The organism is Pedobacter sp. (genome assembly GCF_031119335.1).
In the GTDB taxonomy this organism is placed as follows: Bacteria; Bacteroidota; Bacteroidia; order Sphingobacteriales; family Sphingobacteriaceae; genus Pedobacter.
In genome coordinates, this window is record NZ_JAVHXT010000011.1 from 1 (window position 1) to 23,750 (window position 23,750).

The 23,750-nt window shown below is 38.1% G+C and carries 15 protein-coding genes; 10 read left to right on the top strand and 5 right to left on the bottom strand.

What is annotated here, in order from left to right; all coding sequences use genetic code 11:
- Positions 1 to 162: 162 nt before the first annotated feature.
- The 4 genes from REI64_RS12355 (at position 163) to REI64_RS12370 (ending at position 6,175) form a co-directional block, all read left to right on the top strand.
- Complete coding sequence (locus REI64_RS12355) at positions 163 to 1,962, top strand: S8 family peptidase (protein ID WP_308850437.1); 1,800 nt, start codon at positions 163 to 165, stop codon at positions 1,960 to 1,962.
- 129 nt (positions 1,963 to 2,091) lie between these two features.
- Positions 2,092 to 2,916 (top strand): hypothetical protein, encoded by an 825-nt coding sequence (locus tag REI64_RS12360; RefSeq protein ID WP_308850438.1) that lies wholly within the window; start codon positions 2,092 to 2,094, stop codon positions 2,914 to 2,916.
- Positions 2,917 to 2,940: 24 nt separating this feature from the next.
- On the top strand, positions 2,941 to 5,820 hold the full coding sequence (locus REI64_RS12365) for an outer membrane beta-barrel protein (protein WP_308850439.1): 2,880 nt from the start codon (positions 2,941 to 2,943) through the stop codon (positions 5,818 to 5,820).
- Positions 5,821 to 6,013: 193 nt separating this feature from the next.
- Positions 6,014 to 6,175: a hypothetical protein gene (locus REI64_RS12370; protein ID WP_308850440.1), complete on the top strand. Its 162-nt coding sequence runs from the start codon at positions 6,014 to 6,016 to the stop codon at positions 6,173 to 6,175.
- Between the two features lie 130 nt (positions 6,176 to 6,305).
- Here the strand turns inward: REI64_RS12370 and REI64_RS12375 are convergent, their stop codons facing one another.
- Complete coding sequence (locus REI64_RS12375) at positions 6,306 to 7,418, bottom strand: M42 family metallopeptidase (protein WP_308850441.1); 1,113 nt, start codon at positions 7,416 to 7,418, stop codon at positions 6,306 to 6,308.
- A gap of 114 nt (positions 7,419 to 7,532) precedes the next feature.
- Here REI64_RS12375 and REI64_RS12380 point away from each other — a divergent pair, with 114 nt between their 5' ends.
- Positions 7,533 to 7,934, top strand: a complete 402-nt coding sequence (locus tag REI64_RS12380) for a hypothetical protein (RefSeq protein WP_308850442.1) — start codon at positions 7,533 to 7,535, stop codon at positions 7,932 to 7,934.
- Here REI64_RS12380 and REI64_RS12385 read toward each other — a convergent pair.
- The 3 genes from REI64_RS12385 to REI64_RS12395 form a co-directional block, all read right to left on the bottom strand.
- Positions 7,924 to 8,340 carry a GNAT family N-acetyltransferase gene (locus tag REI64_RS12385; protein WP_308850443.1) on the bottom strand — a complete coding sequence of 139 codons (417 nt, stop codon included), beginning with the start codon at positions 8,338 to 8,340 and terminating at the stop codon, positions 7,924 to 7,926. The two genes, REI64_RS12380 and REI64_RS12385, sit on opposite strands and share 11 nt — an antisense overlap.
- Before the next feature lie 3 nt (positions 8,341 to 8,343).
- Positions 8,344 to 9,885, bottom strand: coding sequence for an acyl-CoA carboxylase subunit beta (locus REI64_RS12390; RefSeq protein WP_308850444.1), 1,542 nt, complete (start codon positions 9,883 to 9,885; stop codon positions 8,344 to 8,346).
- Positions 9,886 to 10,068: 183 nt separating this feature from the next.
- The gene (locus REI64_RS12395) at positions 10,069 to 11,304 is read right to left on the bottom strand and encodes a porin (protein ID WP_308850445.1); all 1,236 of its coding nucleotides are present in this window, start codon (positions 11,302 to 11,304) and stop codon (positions 10,069 to 10,071) included.
- A gap of 225 nt (positions 11,305 to 11,529) precedes the next feature.
- Here REI64_RS12395 and REI64_RS12400 point away from each other — a divergent pair, with 225 nt between their 5' ends.
- From REI64_RS12400 to REI64_RS12415, 4 genes are all read left to right on the top strand, one after another.
- The gene (locus REI64_RS12400) at positions 11,530 to 11,826 is read left to right on the top strand and encodes a hypothetical protein (RefSeq protein ID WP_308850446.1); all 297 of its coding nucleotides are present in this window, start codon (positions 11,530 to 11,532) and stop codon (positions 11,824 to 11,826) included.
- Positions 11,827 to 11,910: 84 nt separating this feature from the next.
- A complete protein-coding gene (locus REI64_RS12405; RefSeq protein WP_308850447.1) occupies positions 11,911 to 13,524 on the top strand; it encodes a SulP family inorganic anion transporter in 1,614 nt (537 codons plus the stop codon).
- 15 nt (positions 13,525 to 13,539) lie between these two features.
- The gene (locus REI64_RS12410) at positions 13,540 to 14,175 is read left to right on the top strand and encodes a carbonic anhydrase (RefSeq protein ID WP_308850448.1); all 636 of its coding nucleotides are present in this window, start codon (positions 13,540 to 13,542) and stop codon (positions 14,173 to 14,175) included.
- Positions 14,176 to 14,478: 303 nt separating this feature from the next.
- Positions 14,479 to 15,132 carry a carbonic anhydrase gene (locus REI64_RS12415; protein WP_308850449.1) on the top strand — a complete coding sequence of 218 codons (654 nt, stop codon included), beginning with the start codon at positions 14,479 to 14,481 and terminating at the stop codon, positions 15,130 to 15,132.
- 123 nt (positions 15,133 to 15,255) lie between these two features.
- Here the strand turns inward: REI64_RS12415 and pruA are convergent, their stop codons facing one another.
- On the bottom strand, positions 15,256 to 16,890 hold the full coding sequence (gene pruA / locus REI64_RS12420) for an L-glutamate gamma-semialdehyde dehydrogenase (RefSeq protein WP_308850450.1): 1,635 nt from the start codon (positions 16,888 to 16,890) through the stop codon (positions 15,256 to 15,258).
- A 378-nt stretch (positions 16,891 to 17,268) separates the two neighbouring features.
- On the opposite strand from pruA, the gene REI64_RS12425 reads away from it, so the two are divergent.
- On the top strand, positions 17,269 to 23,733 hold the full coding sequence (locus REI64_RS12425; RefSeq protein WP_308850451.1) for a T9SS type A sorting domain-containing protein: 6,465 nt from the start codon (positions 17,269 to 17,271) through the stop codon (positions 23,731 to 23,733).
- Positions 23,734 to 23,750: the final 17 nt, after the last annotated feature.

The following is a 23,750-nucleotide window of genomic DNA, read 5'->3' on the forward strand; positions in this document are numbered from 1 at the left end:
TAGCGGAAGTTGATTTTCGTCATATTTTATAGCTAATATTCCCTAATTAAATCATGTAATTCCCCATTTTCTTTAGCATCAAACAATTATCGCTGTTAATTTTTGTTAAAGTATTACAACTAACGTTATCGCTAACTTTATAATTGGTTATTTTTGTATATTATGACATATTTTTTGAGAGATAAGATGAGAGTTTATAAAATAGTTATATCATTCTTTTTATTCGCCGTTGCAGTAAATCCAAGCTTTGCACAGGATAAAAACGTAAAACTTCCTGCTAATTGGTTTAATCTAGATTTATTGACAGATGGGTATTTCGGTATCAGCACTGAAAAAGCCTATAATGAGTTACTTAAAAATCGAAATCCTAAGCAGAAGGTAATTGTAGCTGTTATTGACGGCGGAACAGATATTAAACACGAGGATTTAAAGGATGTTTTGTGGACTAATAAAAAGGAAATCCCTGGAAATGGTATTGATGACGATGGCAATGGTTATATAGACGATGTTCACGGTTGGAATTTTATAGGTTCTAAGAACGGAAATTTGGCTTATGATAATTTGGAATTGGTGAGAATCAAGCGGAAATTGGAGCCAAAATATAGATCTGTAATTAGAACTACGGTATTAGATAGTGCAGAAAAAGAAGAATACAATCTTTATAGGCGTGTAGTGTCTGATTTTGGTAAGCGCTATGATGAGGCAAGTTCTGCATTTCCAATCTACATAGCTATTAAAAAGGTAATGGATTCTGTAGCTAGTACTAACGGAAAGAAAATTCCATCTTTAGATGATATGGAAAGATACAAGGCTGATGACGAGATGGAAGGATATATCAAGAAGATAGTACGGAAAGGATCAAAGGATGAAGGTGGAATTGAAAAGTTTTATGAAAGCATCACGAAAGGTTACAAAGAAATAGAGCAGATGCTGAAATACAATTTAAACGAGACTTATGATGAAAGAGCCACTCTGGTGGGCGATAATTATGACAACTCGAATGAACGTATATATGGAAATAATGATGTTAAAGGGCCTGATGCAGATCACGGAACACACGTTTCGGGAATTATAGGAGCTAACAGAGCGAACGATTTGGGTATTAAAGGAGTTGCAGGAAATGTAAGCATAATGAGTATTAGAGTGGTTCCGCAGGGTGATGAAAGGGATAAGGACGTGGCCAATGGAATTAGGTATGCTGTTGATAATGGCGCTCGGGTAGTTAACATGAGCTTTGGTAAAGGTTACAAATGGGATAAGAAAGTAGTAGATGAAGCAATTAAATATGCAGAATCTAAAGGTGTATTGCTAGTTCACGCGGCTGGAAACGATAATCAGAATGTCGATATATCTGATAATTATCCTACTAAATATTATGATAGTCCGGAAGCTGATGCGTATATAAAGAAAACTAAGAAACCAGAGGTGAAACCATTTGTTGCACCTATGCCTAATAATCAAAATACAGGGCCGGGAATGGCACCACGACCAAATCCGTTTGCTAAACCAGCTCCTTTAGATTCTGCAAAATATCAGTTACCACATGCTAAAAACTGGATAACGGTTGGCGCAAGTGCTTATAAGGACAATGACGATTTAAAGGCATCATTTTCTAACTATGGCAAGTACAATGTTGATGTTTTTGCGCCAGGATTTATGATCAAATCTACTACTCCGGAAAATAAATATGAAGAATTTGATGGTACTAGTATGGCAGCCCCAGTAGTTTCTGGTTTAGCAGCTTTGATATTAAGCTATTATCCAGAACTTACTGCAGTAGATGTAAAGGATATCATTATGAGATCTGTTTCTAAAGTGGCGAGAAAAGTGAAATATAAGAATGAAAGAGATGAAACTGTAAGAGTAAACTTTTCGGAATTATGTAAAAGTGGGGGAATTGTAAACGCCTATAATGCACTTAAACTTGCCGAGACTTACAAATCATCTGCTACTAGCAAATAATTTTCGTTAATAACGAAATAGAAATCCTCAGTTAATGATAGCTGGGGATTTTTTTTTGAAATGTTTTTTTAATCCTTTTTAGATATTTCATGTCTATTGTTGTTACACAACAAATGCAAACCACAAATTATGAAACTATTTTACGCTTTAATTTTAATCTTTGCAGGTATAGAGGCCACTGCACAGAAATTACCGGATATACAGACCACTACCTTGGTAGTACCTTCGACCATCAGAATAGACGGTAAAAACACGGAATGGAATAATTTTTCTGCCGAGAATAAAAGAACATCATTGATTTATTCTATTGCAAACGATGATAAAAATTTATACTTGGCTATTAAGGCAGCAAGTAATGATGCAATTACAAAAATTTTAGCAGGTGGAATTTCATTCAGTGTAAATACAAAAGGCAAGAAGAAAGAGGATGAATCTTTCACTATTACCTATCCACTTATTGCTAGGGCTAACGTTGCTAGACCTGTAGGGCAAGCTGGCGGCGGTTTAAACAGACAGCGAATGGGCCAGAATAGGCAGGAGCAATCTCAAGAACAACGAGATTCGGCCGCTTATGAACAGCGAAAGGTTCAGCTTGCTGGTGTAAAGGAAATCAAAATTAAAGGCTTTGCTAATATTCCCGACTCACTTATTTCTATCTATAATGAATATGGTATCAAGGCCATTGCAAAAATGGATGAGCAAAAGGCATATTTCTGTGAGATTGCTATCCCTCTATCAACGCTTCAAATATCAATTGACGACAAAAAGGAAATTGCTTATCAGATTAAATTAAACGGAAGGCAGGGTGGTGGCGGCAATTTTGCAATGCGTACCAATGCAGGCGGCTTCGGCGGTAGAAATAGAGGAGGAGGTTTTGGCGGTGGCAACAATACAGCGCAACAAGATTTGATGGTCGCAACCGACTTTTGGGGTAAATACACCATTCAGAAATAATAGCCAACATTTAACGATTATCAAATGAAGAAGCTATTATTTAAGTTAACGCTTTGCTTGTGTTTGCTTTGTATCGGTAATTTAGTGCAAGCGCAAAATCCAGTACGGGCAACCAATGTACCTCCACCAGTTGCTGTAAGAGAAATTAGTGGAATTGTAAAAGACACTACTGATTTAGGTGTGCCGGGAGTGACAGTTCGATTAACATCAGACAAGGATACGTTAATTACAAGCACCAATCCCGATGGGATATTTGTATTTAAGAATGTGAAATTGGCTACTTACACCATGAGTTTCACCATGATGGGCTATAAGCAGCAGATCAACAAATACAAGCAAAATGATGCTGTACCTAGAATTGTGATGGATCCAATTGTGCTACAAACCATGGCGAACACATTAAATGAAGTAGTTATTAACGGAACGCCGTCCATCACTTATAAAACAGATACCGTAGAATATAAGGCTAGCGATTACATTGTTCGGGAAAATGCAACAGTTGACGAGTTGCTGAAGAAAATGGAAGGAATGGAAGTTGGGAACGATGGCAGTTTAATTCATCAAGGCAATAACGTAACCAAAGCAAAAATTAATGGTAAGGTTTATTCTGGCGGAGATGTAAGTACAGCTATCCAAAACTTACCAGCCGAAATTGTAGACAAAATCCAGATTGTAGATGATTATGGTGACCAAGCTGCCAGAACAGGTATTAAAGATGGCGATCCAGAAAAGGTGTTGAATATTGTTACCCGTACAGACAAATCGGTAGGTAATTCTGCCAATATTAGTGCTGGTGCAGGTAATAATGAGCGTTATGAAAGTTCATTGTTTGGTACTCGATTAAACGGAAATCAGAATTTGTCGCTAAACCTGCGTTTAAACAATACGGTTAATGGCGTGGCTGCAAATAATATGGGTGGAGATAGCTTTGGAGGTGGAAATAACGGTGGCGGAGGTGGTAACCGTGGTGGCGGAGGTAACAATGGCGGTGGTGGCAACCGAGGAAGTAATGCAGGTGGTGGCGGAAATAGTGGAAATTCGTCGGGCGGTAGCGGCGGCACAACCAATAGTGGAGGCTCTGCCTTTTCTTATCGCGATCAAATAGGTAAAAAAGTACGTATCAACACCAATTATCGTTATAATTTTAACAATGTGAACTCGCTAAACAGCAGCGTTTCCGAATTTTATAGCACCAACGGAACTATTTTTTCTACTAACGAAAGCGAGAGAGACAATAACACCAAAAACCACAACTTTAACTTTGAGCTAGAGGCAGATTTAGACAGTAATAATTTTTTAAGAATACAGCCCGAGCTAACATACTCGTCAAGTTTTAACAGTAGTTTATCGAACATTGGTCAGTCGGGGCCGTTAATTACACAAAACCAATTGGGTAATAGTTCTGGTAAAAACACACGACCAAACATTGGTGCAACTGTTTTTTATCAGCATATTTTCAGCAAGCCACGAAGAAACTTTTCGCTACAGTTTAGTTTTAATACGTCAGATCAGGAAACCGAGCAGGAGCGAAATACGAAGTTCTACAAAGACGATATCAATACTTTAGATTCTTTGGTGCATCGCCTTATCGAGCGAAGAAATTTAACGTCGAACTATCGTGGAAGTTTCACTTACGTAGAGCCGATAGCCGCAAATAGTCAGTTGGAATTTAACACGCAGGTAACTCGCAATAGTTACGATAACAGGGCAATCACGAGCAACATAGACGCATTCGAGAATAGAAACGTAGTAGATTCGTTGAGTAATATTTACGATTATTCGTTTACCCAAGCCCGTATTGCTTTGAATTACCGTTACGGACTATCCAACACTTCTAAGGTTAGGTTCTCGGTAGGTATTACCGGAGTGCCAGCGGTGTTGAGTGGCACCAAGGTAAGTTTAGGCACAACTACCAATCGCAACAGCTTTAACCTTATTCCAATTGCGAGGTTTCAGTACCAGTTTTCTAAAACGCACAATCTGCAGCTAAACTATTCTGGTAATGCTACAGAACCAACTTTCGATCAGATACAACCAGTTCGTGATGTTTCAAATCCGCAAAATACCATTGTCGGTAATCCAGATTTGAGGGTTACGTTCAACCATTCTATCAACGCTAGCTACAACAATTACATCGCTAACCAAAAGCTTAATTATTCGGTAAACCTTAATTCTACCATTGTAGACAATGCGGTGGTGAGAAATATTGTGCAGATTTTTAACAACAATAACCAGCTGTTACGTAATGAAACCAGATTTGTGAATATGAATGGCGGCTACCGCGTGGGCGCAAATCATACCGTAAGTAAGCAACTGAATAACCGAAAATATAATCTGGCATTGAGCGGAAATGTGAGCTATAACCATGCAGTTTCTATGAGTAACAACGTTCAAAGTGTTACTAATATTTGGAATATTACGGAGCGTTTTGGTCCACGTATTAACCCTAACGAATGGCTAGAAGTAAACCCAAATGTGTCTTATAATATCACGAAATCGCAAAATACCATTAGCCCTAACGAGATCAATACCAGAACTTTGGCTTTAAATATTGATGGCAGGTTTTACATGTGGAAAACCCTGATTTTTGGTTACAATGCCAGCAAAAATTTTGTAAGCGGTATCAACGCAAATATTACTAGTAATCCTTTGGTAATCAACGCTTATGTTCAGAAAGAGTTTTGGAAACGCAGGGCTTCGGTTACTTTCCAAGCTTTTGATATTCTGGAGCAGAACAACTTTGTAAATCTTAACGTTACCGATTTGATGAAGACCGAAACCCGTACCAATGCATTGAGCAGATATTTTATGTTGAGGGCAAATGTGCGTTTGCAAAAATGGAGTGGTGCTCGTGGGCGTAATGGCCGTCAGATTATGCGAAGGGGCGATGGTAGTTTTTATTAGTAACCTTTCGTCATTGCGAACGCAGTGAAGCAATCTATCCAGTAGGGAATATAGATTAGAAGAGCAAGGTCAGTAAGATTAAACCTCCGAAAGCCCTGCTTTTACTTCAAGTCCGCACTCTCCGCCAACTGGCAGATCGCTTGCGGGCTTTTCGTTCAATCAGGTCTAGTTGGCAAATTGAGGGGTGCTATCTATGTTTTTTAGCACAAGCCTAAGTGAGCCAAACCCGATTGAAGCGGAATACTTTTTGGTTGCTGGGTTAAAACCTTATAGGTTTGTATGGCATGGTGTAGAGCAAACCTATAAGGTTTGTGAGTGGGCAGAGCAAAAAGATTATAGCGAAAAGCGGGGCTAGCAGGAAATAGAAGTACTGAAATTGCTTTTCAAAATAAAAAGAAACCTGTAAGTTCGTCGCTTTTGCTATTAACTTACAGATTTAACTTTGTTGATTTTCAATTCTCCTATCGTCGAAATGACGGAATATGTTACTTAAATTCTCTAAAATCCTGTCCGTCTTTAATGGCTAACAAGCTTTCGTAAATTAAGCTAATTACATTGTCAACATCTTCTTTGTGTACCATTTCTACCGTGGTGTGCATGTAGCGCAATGGCAACGAAATCAAAGCAGAAGGTACGCCTCCGTTTGAATATGCAAAAGCATCCGTATCTGTTCCGGTAGAGCGTGAAGACGCCTGACGTTGGAAAGGAATACCTGCTTTTTCAGCAGCTTTAATTAACAATTTGTTTAAGTTAGTTTGTACCGCTGGTGCGTAAGAAACCACTGGCCCTTTGCCGGCAGATAAATCTCCCTGCGTAATTTTGTTGATCATTGGGGTTGTGGTATCGTGGGTTACATCGGTAACGATAGCCACATTTGGTTTAATGCGATGCGCAATCATCTCTGCTCCACGCAAACCAATTTCCTCTTGTACGGAGTTCACAATGTACAATCCAAATGGGAGTTTTTTCTTGTTCTCTTTCAACAAACGAGCTACTTCGGCAATCATGAAACCACCAGCACGGTTGTCTAAAGCACGACCAACGTAGTAACGATCGTTCAAAACCATAAACTCGTCTTCGTAAGTAATTACACAACCAACGTGAATACCTAAAGCTTCAACCTCTTCTTTACTGGTACAACCGCAATCTAAGAAGATATTTTTAAGCTCAGGAGCTTGTTCTTTTTCGCCGTGGCGAGTGTGGATTGCTGGCCAGCCGAAAACTGCCTTTACAAAACCGTTTTCTGTGTGAATGTTTACACGTTTTGATGGGGCAATTTGATGATCGGAACCTCCGTTGCGGATTACGTAAATCAAACCGTCATTAGTGATGTAGTTTACATACCAAGAAATTTCATCAGCGTGAGCTTCAATAACTACCTTGTATTCCGCTTTTGGGTTAATTACACCCACTGCAGTTCCGTAGTTATCTACAAAAGTTTCGTCTACGTAAGATTTTAAATATGCTAACCAAAGTTTTTGTCCTTCCCACTCATAGCCGGTAGGCGCTGCATTATTGATATATTTCTCGAAAAACTGTAGTGATTTTTGGGTAACTACAGGCACATGCTTTTTGTTTTCGTCTTTCTTTTTTGCCATAGTTTTATTTATGTATGGCGGTAAATGTACAATTTAACGGTAATTAATAAAACTGGTTTCTTGATTTTTGACACGAAAATCATTATATTAAACAAACTCTAAAATTTATTATTTATGAACGTAATCAAGATTTTTATTCCTGTAGCACTTTTCGTTTTAATTGTAATTATTACGCTAATGTGGGGTTTGCCTCGCTACAATGTTTGGCAGCAAGAAATGGCAGGTAAAGCAGAAATGGCTAAGGCCGAACAAAACCGTAGAATTTTAGTAGAAGAGGCAAAAGCCCGACTAGAGGCAGAGAAATTAAATGCCGAAGCTGAAATTGAGCGTGCGAAAGGTATGGCAGCAGCTATGAAAGTTGAAAATGGTACTTTGTCAGCTACTTACAATCAATATTTGTTTATCAGAACTTTGGAGAAATTGGCCGATAAGGGTAGTTTACCACAGATTATCTATGTACCATCTGAAGGTTTAACCCCGGTAATGGATTTAAATAAAGCTCTGCCTAAAAAGTAAGCTCCATTTTGATGTATGAAATTTGGTTTCGCTCGTAAGGTTCGCTTGCGGTTGCGAAACCAAGTTTTTGATAAAAGCCGATAGCGCTTACTCTTGCATTGCACCACAATTTTTCTATGCCTTGTGATTGGCAATAATCTACCAAGTATTGTAAAAGTTGTAGTCCAAAACCATTGCCTTGATCATTGGGTAGCACTGCCATTTTTCTGAATTGGGCAGTTGTTCCATCTATAAAAAGAGATACTACGCCAGTAAGCTCATATTGGTAGTAAAGCCCAAAATGCATCCCATCCCAATCTTCAGGAAGTTCCATGTCGGTAATTTCCTTTTCGGGATACATGGCCAGCTGCCTGATACGCCATGTTAAAGCAGGAAAGATTTGCTCTACTACAGGATTATTTTGCATTGCTTAAAGCGGAATATTGCCATGTTTTTTTCTAGGCATATTTACTACTTTGTTTTCCAACATCTTAAATGCTTTGATTAACTTTTCTCTAGTTTTAGATGGCTCAATTACCTCATCTACAAAACCACGTTCGGCAGCACGGTAGGGGTTGGCGAAAATATCTGAATACAATTTTTCTTTCTCTAACCATTTTTCTTCAGGGTTTTCAGCAGTGCTGATTTCTTTCTTAAAGATAATTTCTGCTGCACCTTTTGCACCCATTACGGCAATTTCTGCACTTGGCCAAGCATAGTTCATATCGGCACCAATGTGTTTGGAGTTCATCACATCGTAAGCGCCGCCGTAAGCTTTACGGGTGATTACCGTAATTCGTGGAACTGTCGCTTCACTAAAGGCATACAATAATTTTGCACCATTGGTGATGATCCCATTCCACTCTTGGTCGGTGCCTGGTAAAAACCCCGGTACATCTTCAAAAACCAACAAAGGAATATTGAAACAATCGCAAAAACGAACAAATCTAGCTGCTTTAACCGATGCGTTATTATCTAAAACTCCTGCTAAATAAGCCGGCTGATTGGCCACCACTCCGATACTTCGCCCGGCTAATCTGGCAAAACCCACCACAATATTTTCGGCATAAGCAGCATGTACTTCTAAGAAACTTTCATCGTCAGCAACTTGGGTAATTACCTCACGAATATCATAAGGTTGGTTAGCGTTTGAAGGTAAAACTTCGTTGAGTGAAGTTCTTTCTTCATTGCCAATTTCGTACTGAAGGGAAGGAGCAGCGTCTTCACAGTTTTGCGGCACGTAGCTCAAAATTTTCTTTAAGTGATTGATGGCCTCAATTTCGTTGGGACAAGCAAAATGTGTTACACCCGATTTGGTGGCATGCGTACTTGCCCCGCCTAATTCTTCAGAACTTACTTCCTCATGGGTTACGGTTTTCACCACATTTGGGCCAGTAACGAACATGTAAGAAGTGTTTTCTACCATCAAAATAAAATCTGTAATGGCAGGAGAATAAACCGCACCACCAGCACAAGGGCCCATAATGGCAGATAACTGTGGAATTACGCCAGAAGCCTGCACGTTGCGGTAAAAGATATCGGCATAGCCACCTAAGGAAACCACCCCTTCTTGAATACGGGCACCGCCACTATCATTTAAACCAATAATAGGAGCGCCATTTTTCATGGCCATTTCCATAATTTTACAGATTTTCTCTGCATGGGTTTCCGATAACGATCCTCCAAAAACAGTGAAATCTTGTGAAAATACATAGGTTAACCTGCCATTTACGGTTCCGTAGCCCGTAATTACGCCATCGCCAAGATACTTCTCGTTTTCCATCCCAAAATCGGTACTGCGATGTGTAACCAACATCCCGATTTCCTCAAAACTACCTTCATCCATTAAGAAATGAATACGCTCGCGAGCGGTAAGTTTGCCTTTTTTATGTTGACTTTCAATACGAGCCTGTCCGCCGCCTAAATGGGCTTTTTGTATTTTATCTTTTAAGATGTCGATTTTGTTGTTCATATGTTTTTGGTTCATTTGGTTTCCAGAAGTTTCGGGATTTCGCAAGCTCAACATTAGTTCGCTGGAATTAGTCCGAAAGTCAGAATGAAATTTGATTAACAAGTTAGCAAACAATATAACAATTCAGCGATTTAACAAGAAGACAATTCAAACAATTAACCAGTTTAAACCACTAACCTTGGCCTACCATCTATACTGCAAACGGGTTGTAAAGACATTATCTCTAACGTCATTCTGGTAATTTGGCAGCATCGTACCATCATTTTTCACATGCTCATTGTATACCGTTAGTTTCAAACGTCCGTTTAGTGCATAGGTAAAACCATAGCCCAAAGTAGCATATTTGATATCTCCGGCAGTGGTATTATTTCCAGCCTTGCCAATCTCTGCTTCTTCTACATCTGTATTTGGGTCGTAAACGTCATATCCTATAATAGCGGTGAGTTTACTATTGGCAATTTGTTGGGTTAGCCAAAAAAAGTAACCGTTAAAATTACGTAAGTATAAATTTCCACTAGGTTGTGTAGCAAAACTTGTACTGGCAGCTAAACCCGAAAGGCTTGCTGTAGCTGCAACACCTGGTTGGGTGCCCTCGATATATTCTGTTTTGAAAGTAGTTTCTCCAAAGCTAGTTTTGTAGCCAAGCTGCAAGTTTGCGCCATAGTAATCTCTTCTAAAATTGTAGCCTTCATTCCCATCATCGGTTATTCCAATAAAACCGTTTGCCATTGGTTTAAAAATGGTAGTTGTATTATTTCTTACAGTTCCCTTGTAAATAGAAGCTCCAAAGCCCAGATGCAACTTTTTGTTAGCCAGACTATCAAAGTTGAAACTCAAATTGCCAATGATATCTTTGTTAGAGTCGTAATCTTTAGCATTTAATCCACTGCCGTTAACTACCGCTAGTTCTGCAGTAATAAATGAAAGAACCTTATTAGGGTTATAAGAAATCATAGCCCCTAAATCCCTTTCTCTAGGCATTAACGTTTGAAAAACACGAGCTCTTTCGGGAAAATCGCGGTAGCCAGAAGAATATACAATGGAATAGCCAAACGGGCGGTTAAACAAACCTGCAGTAAATTTTAATGACTTATTTTCGGGACTATGGAATTGGATAAAGGCATCCATAATTCTAACACCATCTTGTGTGCCATCTAATTGAAAAACCACTGAAGAGAACTTGTCTACTCTATCCACTTTTAAACGACCTCGTCGAAGCATAAAACGACTGCTGGAGTGCTCACTAAAATCGCCACCCGACCAAGAGTATATTCCTGGCGACTGTGCAACTTGAAATTGAGTTTGCAGATAACCTGTAATTTTTATATCGTGCGGATCATAAGAAGACGGTGCGTTATTATTTTGAGCGAAAGAAAAAGCTGGAAATACTAGCAACAGATATAATAAAAAGGTTCTCATTTGATTTGATACTGTTTTCGCGGTTTTATATTAAAATAATGATAAGTGAATTAATGTTTGAAATTGTGGAATAATTTTGATTTACGGCTAACATTTATGTTATATTGCAATATTATTACGTAATAAATTTTGAATTTACGCAAAATCCGAATTATTTTTGGAAAAGTCTGTTAGAGATTATATATGAATTTTAGGAAATACAAGGTACTTATCGTATTAACATTTATGAGCATTTTCGTCTCAAAAATGATTATTTCTGGTGCGCCTGTATTTATATCGCATTGCGATGATGAGTTTATGGTTTCTGTAATCATGCAGTTGGAAAATGAAAACCAAGGTGATGATAAAGGGAAATCTACTGCTAAACAAGCAGACCAAAAACTAACTGTTCATAGATATGATTTTAATACAATTAATCTAGATGTAGATTATGGTGTGCCTAACAGCTTCATTGAGCATTCACGGAGATACGTAGATCCATATCATCCATCCGTGCCTACCCCTCCTCCTAATTTCTCTTAGCTTATTTCAGTTAGATTGTAGTGTCGTTTTTTTATACGGCATCAATTTTATATATATAAACTTTAGAAATTAACATTATTCTTTATGAGAAATTCAGGTTCGGCTTCGAAGGGAAGCGGAATAGGCAGTTATTTGCAAAAGAGGAATTTAAAAGCCGATTTGCCAGCAAGTATTGTAGTATTTTTAGTAGCGTTACCGCTTTGTTTGGGTATCGCATTGGCATCGGGTGCACCTCTGTTTGCAGGTTTGCTTACCGGAATTATAGGTGGGGTTGTTGTAGCCTCAATTAGTGGTTCGCAATTAAGTGTAAGTGGTCCTGCTGCAGGATTAACCACCATTGTATTAGCTGCTATCACTAGTTTAGGTAGTTATCAGGTATTTTTAATGGCCGTAGTACTAGCGGGAGTGTTCCAGCTAGTATTAGGTTTGATAAAAGCTGGAACTATAGGTAATTATTTTCCTTCTAGTGTAATTGAAGGGATGTTGGCAGGTATCGGTATTTTGCTTATCATGAAGCAGTTACCACATGCTTTAGGTGTGGATAGTGACTTTTTTGGAGATGAGAGTTTTTTCCAAACAGATGGACAGAACACATTCTCAGCTTTAGGAAATGCACTACAACATTTTAGCATTGCCGCAATTGCAATTAGTTCAATTTCAATTCTGATTTTAGTGCTCTGGCCTAAATTTAGGAAACTAAGTGTTGTGCCAGCGCCTTTGGTAGTAGTTGCTGTAGGTATCATTGGAGCTATCCTGTTTGCAGGATCTTCAAATGCACTGAGAGAAAGCCAAATGGTTACCATTCCGGAAGTAAATAGCGCTGCAGAATTTTTTAATCTGTTCACTATGCCAGATTTTTCGATGATTTTCGATTCGAAAGTACTGGTAGTTGCTGCAACAATTGCAGTTGTTGCTAGTTTAGAAACTTTATTAAGCTTAGAAGCGGTAGATAAAATTGATCCACTAAAAAGGGTGTCGCCAACTAATAGAGAGTTAATTGCGCAAGGTGTTGGTAACATTGCCAGTGGTATGTTGGGCGGTTTGCCAATGACTGCGGTAATTGTTCGTAGTTCGGCTAACGTAAATGCGGGTGGTCGTACAAAAATGTCTGCAATTTTCCATGGTCTATTATTGTTGTTATCGTTACTGTTTATTCCATCGTTAATCAATATGATTCCGCTATCATGTTTAGCAGCAATTTTATTGGTAACCGGTTATAAACTAGCAAGAATAACATTGTTTAAGCATATGTACCATAAAGGTTGGGATCAGTTTATTCCATTTGTTATTACTATTATAGGTGTAGTAGGTATAGATTTGTTAAAAGGTGTTGGTATTGGTATGGCGGTTTCAATTTTCTATCTATTGAGAACCAATATGCGTAATCCTTTCTTTTATAGAGTACAAGAAGAGGGAAATAAAAAGAATATCAGAATTAAGCTTGCAGAAGAAGTTTCGTTCTTAAATAAAGCTTCTATACAAGTGTTATTGGGAAATATTCCTAATGAAACCAATGTAATTATTGATGGTGCAAACTCTAGATACATTGATCCAGATGTGTTAGAGGCCATCCACAACTATAAGCATAACGCTTATACCAAAGGGATAATAGTAACCTTAGAAAACATTCAGAAAAGTTATACTATTCCGAAAATGGATATCAAAATAAAAAACATAACAAACCCGAATAGAAATTAAAAATTAATTATAATAATGAAGGCACATACTTTAGAGACCCAAGCGACAATAACCCCTGAAAAAGCACTTGAAATACTAAAAGAAGGTAATGATAGGTTTGTTCAAAATTTGAAGGCCAATAGAGATTTACTATCACAAGTAAACGATACCAGAGCGGGACAATGGCCATTTGCCGTAATATTGAGCTGCATTGATAGTCGTACTTCGGCAGAGTTGATTTTTGATCAAGGATTGGGAGATATTTTTAGTGTAAGAATTGCTGGAAATTTTGCAAACAAAGACATTTTAGGTTCAATGGAATTTGGCTGTAATGTTGCAGGATCTAAATTGGTTGTTGTTCTAGGTCACTCGAAATGCGGTGCATTAAAAGGCGGACTAGATGCTGCTGCAATTAGAGAAACCGAAATGGAAAACCTTAAGCATTTGGTAGGTCATTTTAACCCAATTATAGAAAGTATTCTTAATGAAGGGGAAGAGCGTTCTTCTAAAAATGATGATTTGTTAGAAAGATTGAACGTGCAAAATGTAAAGCAAACTATTGCAGATATTCGTAGCCAAAGTGCCACTTTAAACCAAATGGAAAAAGATGGAAAAATAAAGATAGTTGGTGCTAATTATAATGTAGAAACTGGTGTCGTAAGCTGGTTATAACATTTAGTGCCTAAGGATAATTCTACTTTGTTTAGATAAATATAGCATAGTTGTAGGTTTAGTAGTATATAATGTTGGAAAGGGTGCCTTGCGTTTGGGCATCCTTTTTTTTGGGAAGAATTAACATAGAAGTTGTTTTTTTCTATTGCCAAGCAAAGTTTTTTGGTCTTTATACTTAGATTTAGCGGCATAAGCGTACGCTTAATGCAATTTATATATTTTATACATCAGAAAACATTAAGGAAAAGCTATTCGGTTGCGAAAGTAAATACATAAAATATTGAATAAGTTAAAATTTAGAATATGTCATCACATCAAGATAAAATTACTTACGAAAGTTTATTAGAAGGAAACAAAATATGGGTTGCTGAAACATTAAAAGCTGATCCAACTTTTTTCGATGAATTGTCGGCAGGTCAAGCTCCTCCAATTTTATGGATTGGCTGTTCTGATAGCCGTGTGCCAGCTAACCAAATCACTAACACTATGCCAGGTGATATTTTTGTGCACCGTAATATCGCCAACGTAGTAACTCATACAGATATGAACCTTTTAAGCGTGCTGGATTACTCTGTGAACGTTTTAAAGGTTAAACACATTATAGTATGCGGGCATTATGGATGTGGTGGCGTTAATGCGGCGTTAGGTACCAAACAAGTAGGTTTAATAGATAATTGGTTGAGGAATATTAAAGATGTTTATCGAACTCATGAGAGAGAAATGGGTACAATAAAAGACCCTGCTCGTAGATCAGATCGCTTGGTAGAGCTTAACGCAATAGAAGGAGCAAATAATGTGATGAATACTTCTATAGTACAAAATGCTTGGGCCAGTGGACAGGAATTAGCCGTTCATGCTTGGGTCTATAGCTTAAAAACAGGCTTAATTAAAGATATGGAGGTGAGCGCATCAAGCGCTGATGGGTTGCCAGACGTGTTTAAAATGGAAACTGAATAGTTGTGTGGATCTTATCTTAAGATAATGTTGTAGGGTTGCCTATCGTTTGAAAACCCTCTTTTTAAGAGCAATAAAAAAGGTGTCTTTTTATAGAAGACACCTTTTCTCATTTTGTGCAAAATTTTAATCTTTCGCTAAAAATGGATAACTGTAATCTTTTGGTGGATCAAAAGTTTCTTTAATGGTACGAGGAGAAACCCAACGCAGTAAATTGATCATCGAACCAGCTTTATCGTTAGTGCCGCTACCTCTTGCGCCACCAAATGGTTGTTGGCCAACTACTGCGCCAGTACATTTATCGTTAATGTAAAAATTACCCGCTGCATTGCGCAAACGGCTTGTAGCCTTCTCAATAGCATAACGATCTTGTGAAATTACTGCTCCAGTTAAGGCATAAATAGAGGTGTTGTCGATAATGTCTAATGTTTTATCGAAATCTTTATCATCATAAACATATACACTTAAAACTGGCCCAAAAAGCTCTTCAGACATGGTAGTGTATTTTGGATCATCTACTACTAAAACAGTAGGCTCAATAAAATAGCCTTTGCTCTTGTCATAGTTTCCGCCAGCAATAATTTCTACGCCTTTGTCTTTCTTAGCTTGGTCGATATACTTGGCTAACTTGTCAAAAGATTTTTCGTCAATAACAGCGTTGATGAAATTACCGAAATCCTCAGTAGGACCCATTTTTAAAGTGGCTAAATCTCTCAATAATAACTCTTTAATAGCAGGCCATTTGCTTCTAGCAATGTAAACTCTCGATGCTGCCGAGCATTTTTGTCCTTGATATTCGAAAGCGCCCCTTAAGATAGCTGTGCTAGAAACCTCTGCATCTGCAGAACCGTGAATTAGAATAAAATCTTTTCCACCAGTTTCGCCAACAATGCGTGGATAAGTTTTGTATTTATGGATGTTGCTTCCAATAGTTTTCCAAATATCCTGAAAAACTCCAGTAGAGCCAGTAAAATGAATACCTGCAAAATCTGGGTGAGAAAATACCACATCGCCAACATCTGGGCCGTGAGCATAAACCAAATTAATTACACCATCAGGTAATCCAGCTTCTTTAAAGATTTGCATAATTAAATTAGCTGCATAAATTTGAGTATCTGCGGGCTTCCAAACCACTACATTGCCCATCAGTGCTACGCAAGAAGGTAAGTTTCCAGCAATTGCTGTAAAGTTAAAAGGTGTTAGGGCAAACACAAACCCTTCTAGTGGGCGTTGCTCAACTCTATTCCAGCTACCGCGAGGCGAAACAGGAGGTTGTTGCTTGTAGATTTCAGTCATGTAACTTACGTTAAAGCGTAAGAAATCTATAAACTCACATGCTGCGTCAATTTCTGCCTGATAGGCATTTTTACTTTGGCCAAGCATTGTTGCCGCATTAATTTTGTATCTGTAAGGACCTGCAATTAAATCTGCCGCTTTTAAAAAAATAGCTGCTCTGTGTTCCCAAGCTAAATTTTCCCAATCTGCTTTTGCGGTCAAAGCGGCATCAATTGCTTGCTGGATATGTTCTTTGGTTCCCTTGCTATAAGTAGCTAATAGGTGCTGGTGGTCGTGAGGAGGAGTTATTTTACCTTTTTCTTCGGTGAAAACTTCTTTATCTCCAATATACATTGGAATATCAATCACTTTTGATCTTCCTTCGGCCAAAGCCGCCTTTAGTAGTTCTCTTTCTTTGCTGCCGGGTGCATAACCTAAAATTGGCTCATTAACCGGAGCGGGAATATTAAAAAATCCTTTTAGCATAATAAGTAAGTTATTGGGCAAATATAAGGCTTTAAATTTTGATAGCCTACAGCAAACGTTGTTGCTTAGAAGACTTAATGATAGTAGTTTGAGTATAAATACCGAGAAATGGGTATGTCAAACGTTTGACTTAATGCTAACTTGCTTTAGGTGAAAATGAAGAATTTTATTTCCTAGATTTTTTAGGCTGTTTCATCGACTTTATGCGTTCACTTATAGATTTAGGTATTTTGCCTCTTTTTTTTATCGAGATATTCGAATATATTTTCTGTTGGGATAACAAGATATAACGTAAAAAATATTTTTTTATTGCAAATAGTTTATATATTTATCTTACTCTTTTTAAGAGTATTAGTTCTTTTTAACCAAATTCAAATCATGAGAAAAACTCTACTCAAAGCACTACCTATGCTATTTGTTGGATTGTTGTTTGCATTGCAAACATTTAGTTTCAGAAGACGATGGGGGGTATTGATGGTATTGCTTTTTGTAGTATCTGCGGCGAGAGGTCAAATCTACGTTTCGGTTACGGGTAATGATGGCAACGACGGCAAGAGTTTGGCTAGTGCAAAAGCTACTTTGGCTTCGGCAATTGTTGCGGTTGGCTCTGAAACGGTGCCTTACATTAAGTTGGGTGCTGGTACGTTTGTTACAGTAGGGGTGGCTGTTCCTCAGGGTGTACGCGTAGTTGGTGCAGGAGCTGCACAAACCACTCTTGAAGTAACTTCGAATAGTATTGCATTGCAGAACGGAAGTTCTTTAAGCAATGTCACCGTTACCCGTACTGCTCCTAGTTCGGAAGGTGGTGGCCCAAGTATTTCTGTGAGTACTTATTCAGGAAGTAATAATATCACAGTTAAAAATGTAAGATTTGTAGGTAACCGTACTGGTATTTATTTACAAGGGAGTAACCACGTTATTGTAGATAACGAATTTGAAAATAATCGTACAGGATTGGTTATAGATCCTTCAGGAAGTCCTGTTGCTGGTTTGGTGCTAGAGAGAAATAGATTTTATCGCAACCGTAGTTATGCGGCTATTTTTCTTGGTCCAAGTGATAATGCCTCAATGACTGAAAATGTGTCGGCTAGAATAGCTTACAATGATTTCATAGGAAACTTGGCTGGTGGAATTGAATTAAATGCGAGTACCTCGGCTGATAAAGTTGTTTTCATTGGTAACCACTTTGATCAAACTAATAACGCAATACTTGCTCAGCGTACCAACGGCGATTTTACGGTAAATGATCATAATGTTGTAACAGTATATCCTTATAATTTTACCGACAATAATGTTGCTGCTGATTATCCTAACGCAGTATCTGGTGCTAATACGGCTGGTGTTACTGTAGTTGGAACTTTAAATGCTGCAACTCCAAATGCAAATACCTACGGAAATCCTTTTGTAAGTTCTAATTCGCCTAGCTATTCGAGTTATGTTTTTATACAGGACGCTATTAATTATTCGAATGCGGGTGCGGTAGTAGATATAGGACCGGGTAATTATACGCTCACTTCGGGCGTTACTATTAATAAAAGTATCACACTGCTTGGTAACGGAGGCACGTTGAGTAACAAACCTTTAATTACCGGTGGGGATATTGTAAATAAGGCATTAATTTATGTAGAATCGCCAAACGTTACTATTTCGAACTTACATCTTCGTTTTGAAGAAAGTAGTTTTAGTGCTGCTACGACAACTACTACAGCAGGGTATGGTATCAAGTCGGGTCCTACTGGCTCGTTCAATAACTTGGCAATTACAGATAATTTAATTGAAGGCACAAATACAGCTTATGTGTTCAATAGCGCCGCAATTTTCTTGGGTGTTTTAAACACAAACGGAAGCGATAATGTTTCTATATTAAGAAATACAGTTGGGCATACTGTAAGTAATAATTCTTTTGGTAGGGCTATTAGGGTTTTCAATATCAATGGTAATATAGAAGCCAATGATTTGAAAGGGCATTACGCTTCTATACAAGCTGGTGATCCAAGTGGAGGAGCTTTAATCGTAAATAATAACACCATGCAGGGTAAGCTTGCAATGAACGGTTATGTAAGCGCAGGTAATAAAATTACCAATAATATTATCACTTCTGGTGGTACGGCAGATGCTAATGGAGCCACTGGTGCAGATCGTCAGCCCGCTTTGATTGAGGTGATTTCTACTACTGTTCCAGCTGCAACTGTGGAAGTTTCTGGAAATACGCTCAACGATTTCAAAATGCTGGGCATTGCAGTATTTTATTCTAGCAATGTGAGTGTAATTAACAACACTTTGAATCCACTTAAAAATAGCTCAAATACTGTTGGATTGTATTTTGATACGAAAACAACTAATTCAGGAACACCTGGTGCTAAGTCATTTTCAAATCTGATTGTAAAGCAGAATACGTTTAATGCGCCGCTTAAAGATGTTGGCGTGACCCTAGCCGGTAACGTTGGGGTTAAATTTGCCAATTCTTACGCTGATGCTTCTTTAACTCCTTTAACAGGAGCTGTTATTGGCGGTGTTGGTGTAGACGCAAACATATTTGATGCTGCTTTGGATGAGTATATCCATTTAGATAACAGAGCTGCAGCTAATACGACTGGAGATGACATATGGGGCTCGCCTTACTATAATTCTGCAGCTGTAACTAATATACTTCCTTTTTCTGCAAATGTAATTGCGGAAATGAATGTTTATGGTTCAATTGACACTAGAACAGACAGAACACAGGCTTCTTTTAATACTATTAAAGGTAAAATTAATGACAAGGATGATGCTGTTGCACTTGGTGAGGTGTTCCTGAATTTGCCAATTAGAAATGTTACTACGGGAGTTGGCTATGCCACCATACAATCTGCTGTTGATGCTGCTACTGCGGGCGACGAAATTTCTGTTGATGCGGGTACATACGCAGAGAAAATTGTGGTAAACAAAAGATTGACTATTAAGGGTCCAAATGTAGGTGTTGTTGGAACGGGTACTAGACAAGCTGAAGCGAAAATAGTTCCTAACGTAGTAGACCTAAGTGGCACATCTGCTAGTTTGGTTCAATTTACAGCGGGTTCTGATGGTAGTATTTTTGACGGATTTGAAGTAAACGGAAATAATACTGCTTTGACATCGGGTACGGTTGGTGGTGGCGAAGATATTGATGCACCATTTGGTGTGCGTATCAAAGACGCTGGCAAAATCACAATCCAAAATAACGTAGTTAAGAATTTATATTCAACTCAGCCTACACCATTTCCTTACGCTTACGGTATTTATTCATCGCCTCCAACTTCTAGTGCTTCGGCGTATTCTGAAATAGTTGTGAAAAACAATTATGTTGGCAATATCCAAACTTCTGCTTCTGCAGCCTTTACGGGTATCTTAATGGTGGATAACTATTATGCCCAGATTACAGGGAATAAGGTAGAAGATGTAAGAACTGCCGTTCAGATGAATAACTTTTTCGTAGCTAACCCTACACCTGCATTTGAAGCATCTGTATCTGATAATGAAATCATTGCATCTAGAGGTGTTTACTATAACTTATTTTATGGTACTGCATCTCCTTGGAAAATTAATGGTAACAACATCAGTTCTGCATCAATAGCCAATGGTTCTGCTGCAAACTTTACGGGTATTAGAGTAGAAACGCTACAAGCTGCTTTTGCTGGTGGTGGGGAGATTTCGGACAATATAATTGATGGTAAAAGCGCTGCTCGTACGGCTGAAAATGCAGGTTTTGACGGTACAGGACTTTGGTTCCAAAATGAAATTACTACGCCAGGTGTTATATTGGTTAAAAATAATACTATCGGTTTTGTTAATAATGGAATTTTGTACAACGCTGTTGACGGTGTAAATCTTACCAATAATGTTAAATACCTTGGTGGTAACATTCATGACGTGGTTAATAACTATGTTAAATACACTGCTACTGGAACGCCAAACTTTTCGAACATAGATTTGGCTACAACCCAATTAGACGGTAAAACAGGAGGACAGTACACATCTGCTGAATTGGCTACAATCTATTCAACTAAAATTATCGATAAAGATGATAATTCGGTTTTTGGGAAGGTTACCTTGTTTTTTAACGTTAAGAACTTAACGCAAGGCACATCATTTGCTACTATTCAAGCAGCTATTGATGATGCCGCAACACAAAATGGGGATGTGGTAGATGTAAGTAATGGTACGTTAAACTTAACTACAGCAGTAAATGTCAACAAGAGCATTACGTTACAAGGTAACTTTAATACCTTGAGTGCTAAACCGATTATTACAGGAACTGGTAACGTTACAAATAAAGCATTATTTGAAGTAAATGCTCCAAATGTAACCATAAGTAATTTTGAGTTTCAAATAGCTCAAACTGGTAATGCGATGATTGGTGTTAGTACTACTACTACCGACAACTTTAATAACCTCACCATTGCCGACAATATATTTAAAGGGGTGAACCCTGGTAATACTGGTATGATTTGGGCTAGTCATGGCATCAAACTAGGAAGAGGCTCTGCTGGAGTATCTGGTGGTGTGCCAAATAACTTAATAAATGTGATGCGTAACGTAATTACGTACGACGATTTAGGAAGTCCTGAGCTTTTTGGTAGAGGTATCTATGCCTTTAATACTTATGGCAAAATTGGTGGTAGCGATGCTGATAAAAATACTATTACAGCGGCTTATGCACTTCAAGGTGGTGAGCTTGGTGGTGGTGTAGGCAACAACTTTGAATTTTCGCATAACGAAGTGCCAATTGGCTTAGTTTCAGTGGTTGGTGCCGAAGCTGGTAGTCATAAAATTAGTGCAAATAAAATTGGGTATGGTGTACCTAATGTTACTGTAGCAGATGGTATTATGCGTATGTTGGAGGTAAAAGGTAGTAGGACATCAAATGCAAATATCGAAGTGTCAGATAATATAATTACGCAATTTTCAAAAATTGGTGTATTCGTTCAAAGATCTAACAACGTTACAATAAAAGGTAACACGTTGACACCAATTTCAGGTGCTGGTGCTTTCAATTCAATTGTTTTTTCTAGTAAAGAAGGAACAGGCGGTTCGCAAAACGCAGCAACATCTGAAAATTTAACAATTATATCTAATGAATTAAATGGTACTGGCGGTGTTGGTATAACATTTCTGAACCATAACGGTGATGCCTCGCTTAAGCCGTTAATCAATGCAAAAATTGGTGGCTCAGATACCGACAAGAATACATTCGCTGCAACCCTAGGAACTTACATAGCTCTAGATGCTACGCCGTTTGGAACTAAAACACTTGGTGCAACCATGGATAGGTTATACGACATTATTCAAAAAGATACAGATCCTGATCCTTCAAAAAATAATGCAACAAATATTTTTCCGTTTAATGGCGATATAGACGCTTCTTACAATGTTTTTGGGACAATCAATACAGGTACTGAGACTGATTTCGATAACCTATTAAGTGTAAAGGGAAGCATAGCTGATGGTATGGATGATCCTTTAACAGGGTATGTAAACATCCAACCACAGAAGGCTTTTATTGGAGCAACTGCTGTTTTTGCTAACGCATTAACAGTCGTTCCTGAGAACTTCACTTTGGTCTTGAAAAATGACGATGCTGTTTATCATAATCTTGGAGACCGCACAATTAGCAAAGCTTTCACTTTTGATATCGACAACAATACAACAGCAGAGATAATTTTTGGAAACTTAATTGTTAATGCCCTTGGTAAGCAAGTAACCTTCACTGATAAAGCAAAAGCTAATGGCGATTTTACATTAACAGAAGGCAAAATTAATGCACCACTAGGGTTTACGCTTGATGCTTCGAAAGCAATTAGTTTTAACACTAGCAAACCAAGTAACTACGTTAATGGTACGGTTACGCTTAGAAGCGTAAGTGCTGGAGCATCAGAAACTATTTTGATAGGTAATGCGACTACTTCTACAGCTGTGGCTTTAACTGACCCTGCTGGAGCTACCGCTTCTGATTTTGAAATCACTTACACTGGTTCAGTTCATCCAAATGCTGCTAACTTTAATTCTGCCAATATCGGATTGGTTTCTAATAAAGAATTCTGGACGGTAAACAAGGTAGGTGGTGATATACAAACTAAGGTTGGCTTAACTACTTTCGATTTTACAAACTCTGGTTTCACTAGTTTTGCTCCTGCTGATGCAGTGGTAGCAAGATATGACGGAGCCAATTGGGTAAGTGCTGGTAATACTGACGACAACGTAAATGGTGCTGTTGGTGTAATGACCTCAGCAAGTACTTCAGATTTTGGAGCTTTCACTTTTGCAAAAACACCTTTAGCGGTTCTTCCAATTTCGCTAATTTCATTCTCTGCACAAGCTACTAACGGCGGCGCTTTGGTAAAATGGAGCACAGCAAATGAAGAGAACAATGCAAAATTTGAAGTAGAAAAAAGTTTAGATGGAAAGAATTTCTTTGTAATCGATACTAAAGATGGTAAAGGAAATTCTATTACCATTTCTAACTACGAATTCTTAGATGCTACTTTCAAGCAATCTGCTTACTATCGTTTGGTAGATGTAAGTGCTAGCGGTAAAAGAAACCCGCATACATCGCTTACAAAATTTGTAAAAGGATTAGATAACAGCCTTTCTGTGGTTGCTTATCCAAACCCGGTAACTACTAAGCTTTTTGTTTCTGTAGGTTCTGCGAATAAGGAAAATGTTAAGGTTTCACTTGTAGATTTAACTGGTAAGACCCTTAAAACTAAAACTGCAGATAGCTCGCAACCAATTGAGCTAGATGTGGCTGGAGTTGCAACAGGTTCTTATATTCTTCAGGTAATTAAAGACAGCGGAAACGTATCTAAAAAGATTGTAAAACTTTAAATTTACTTAATTCACTA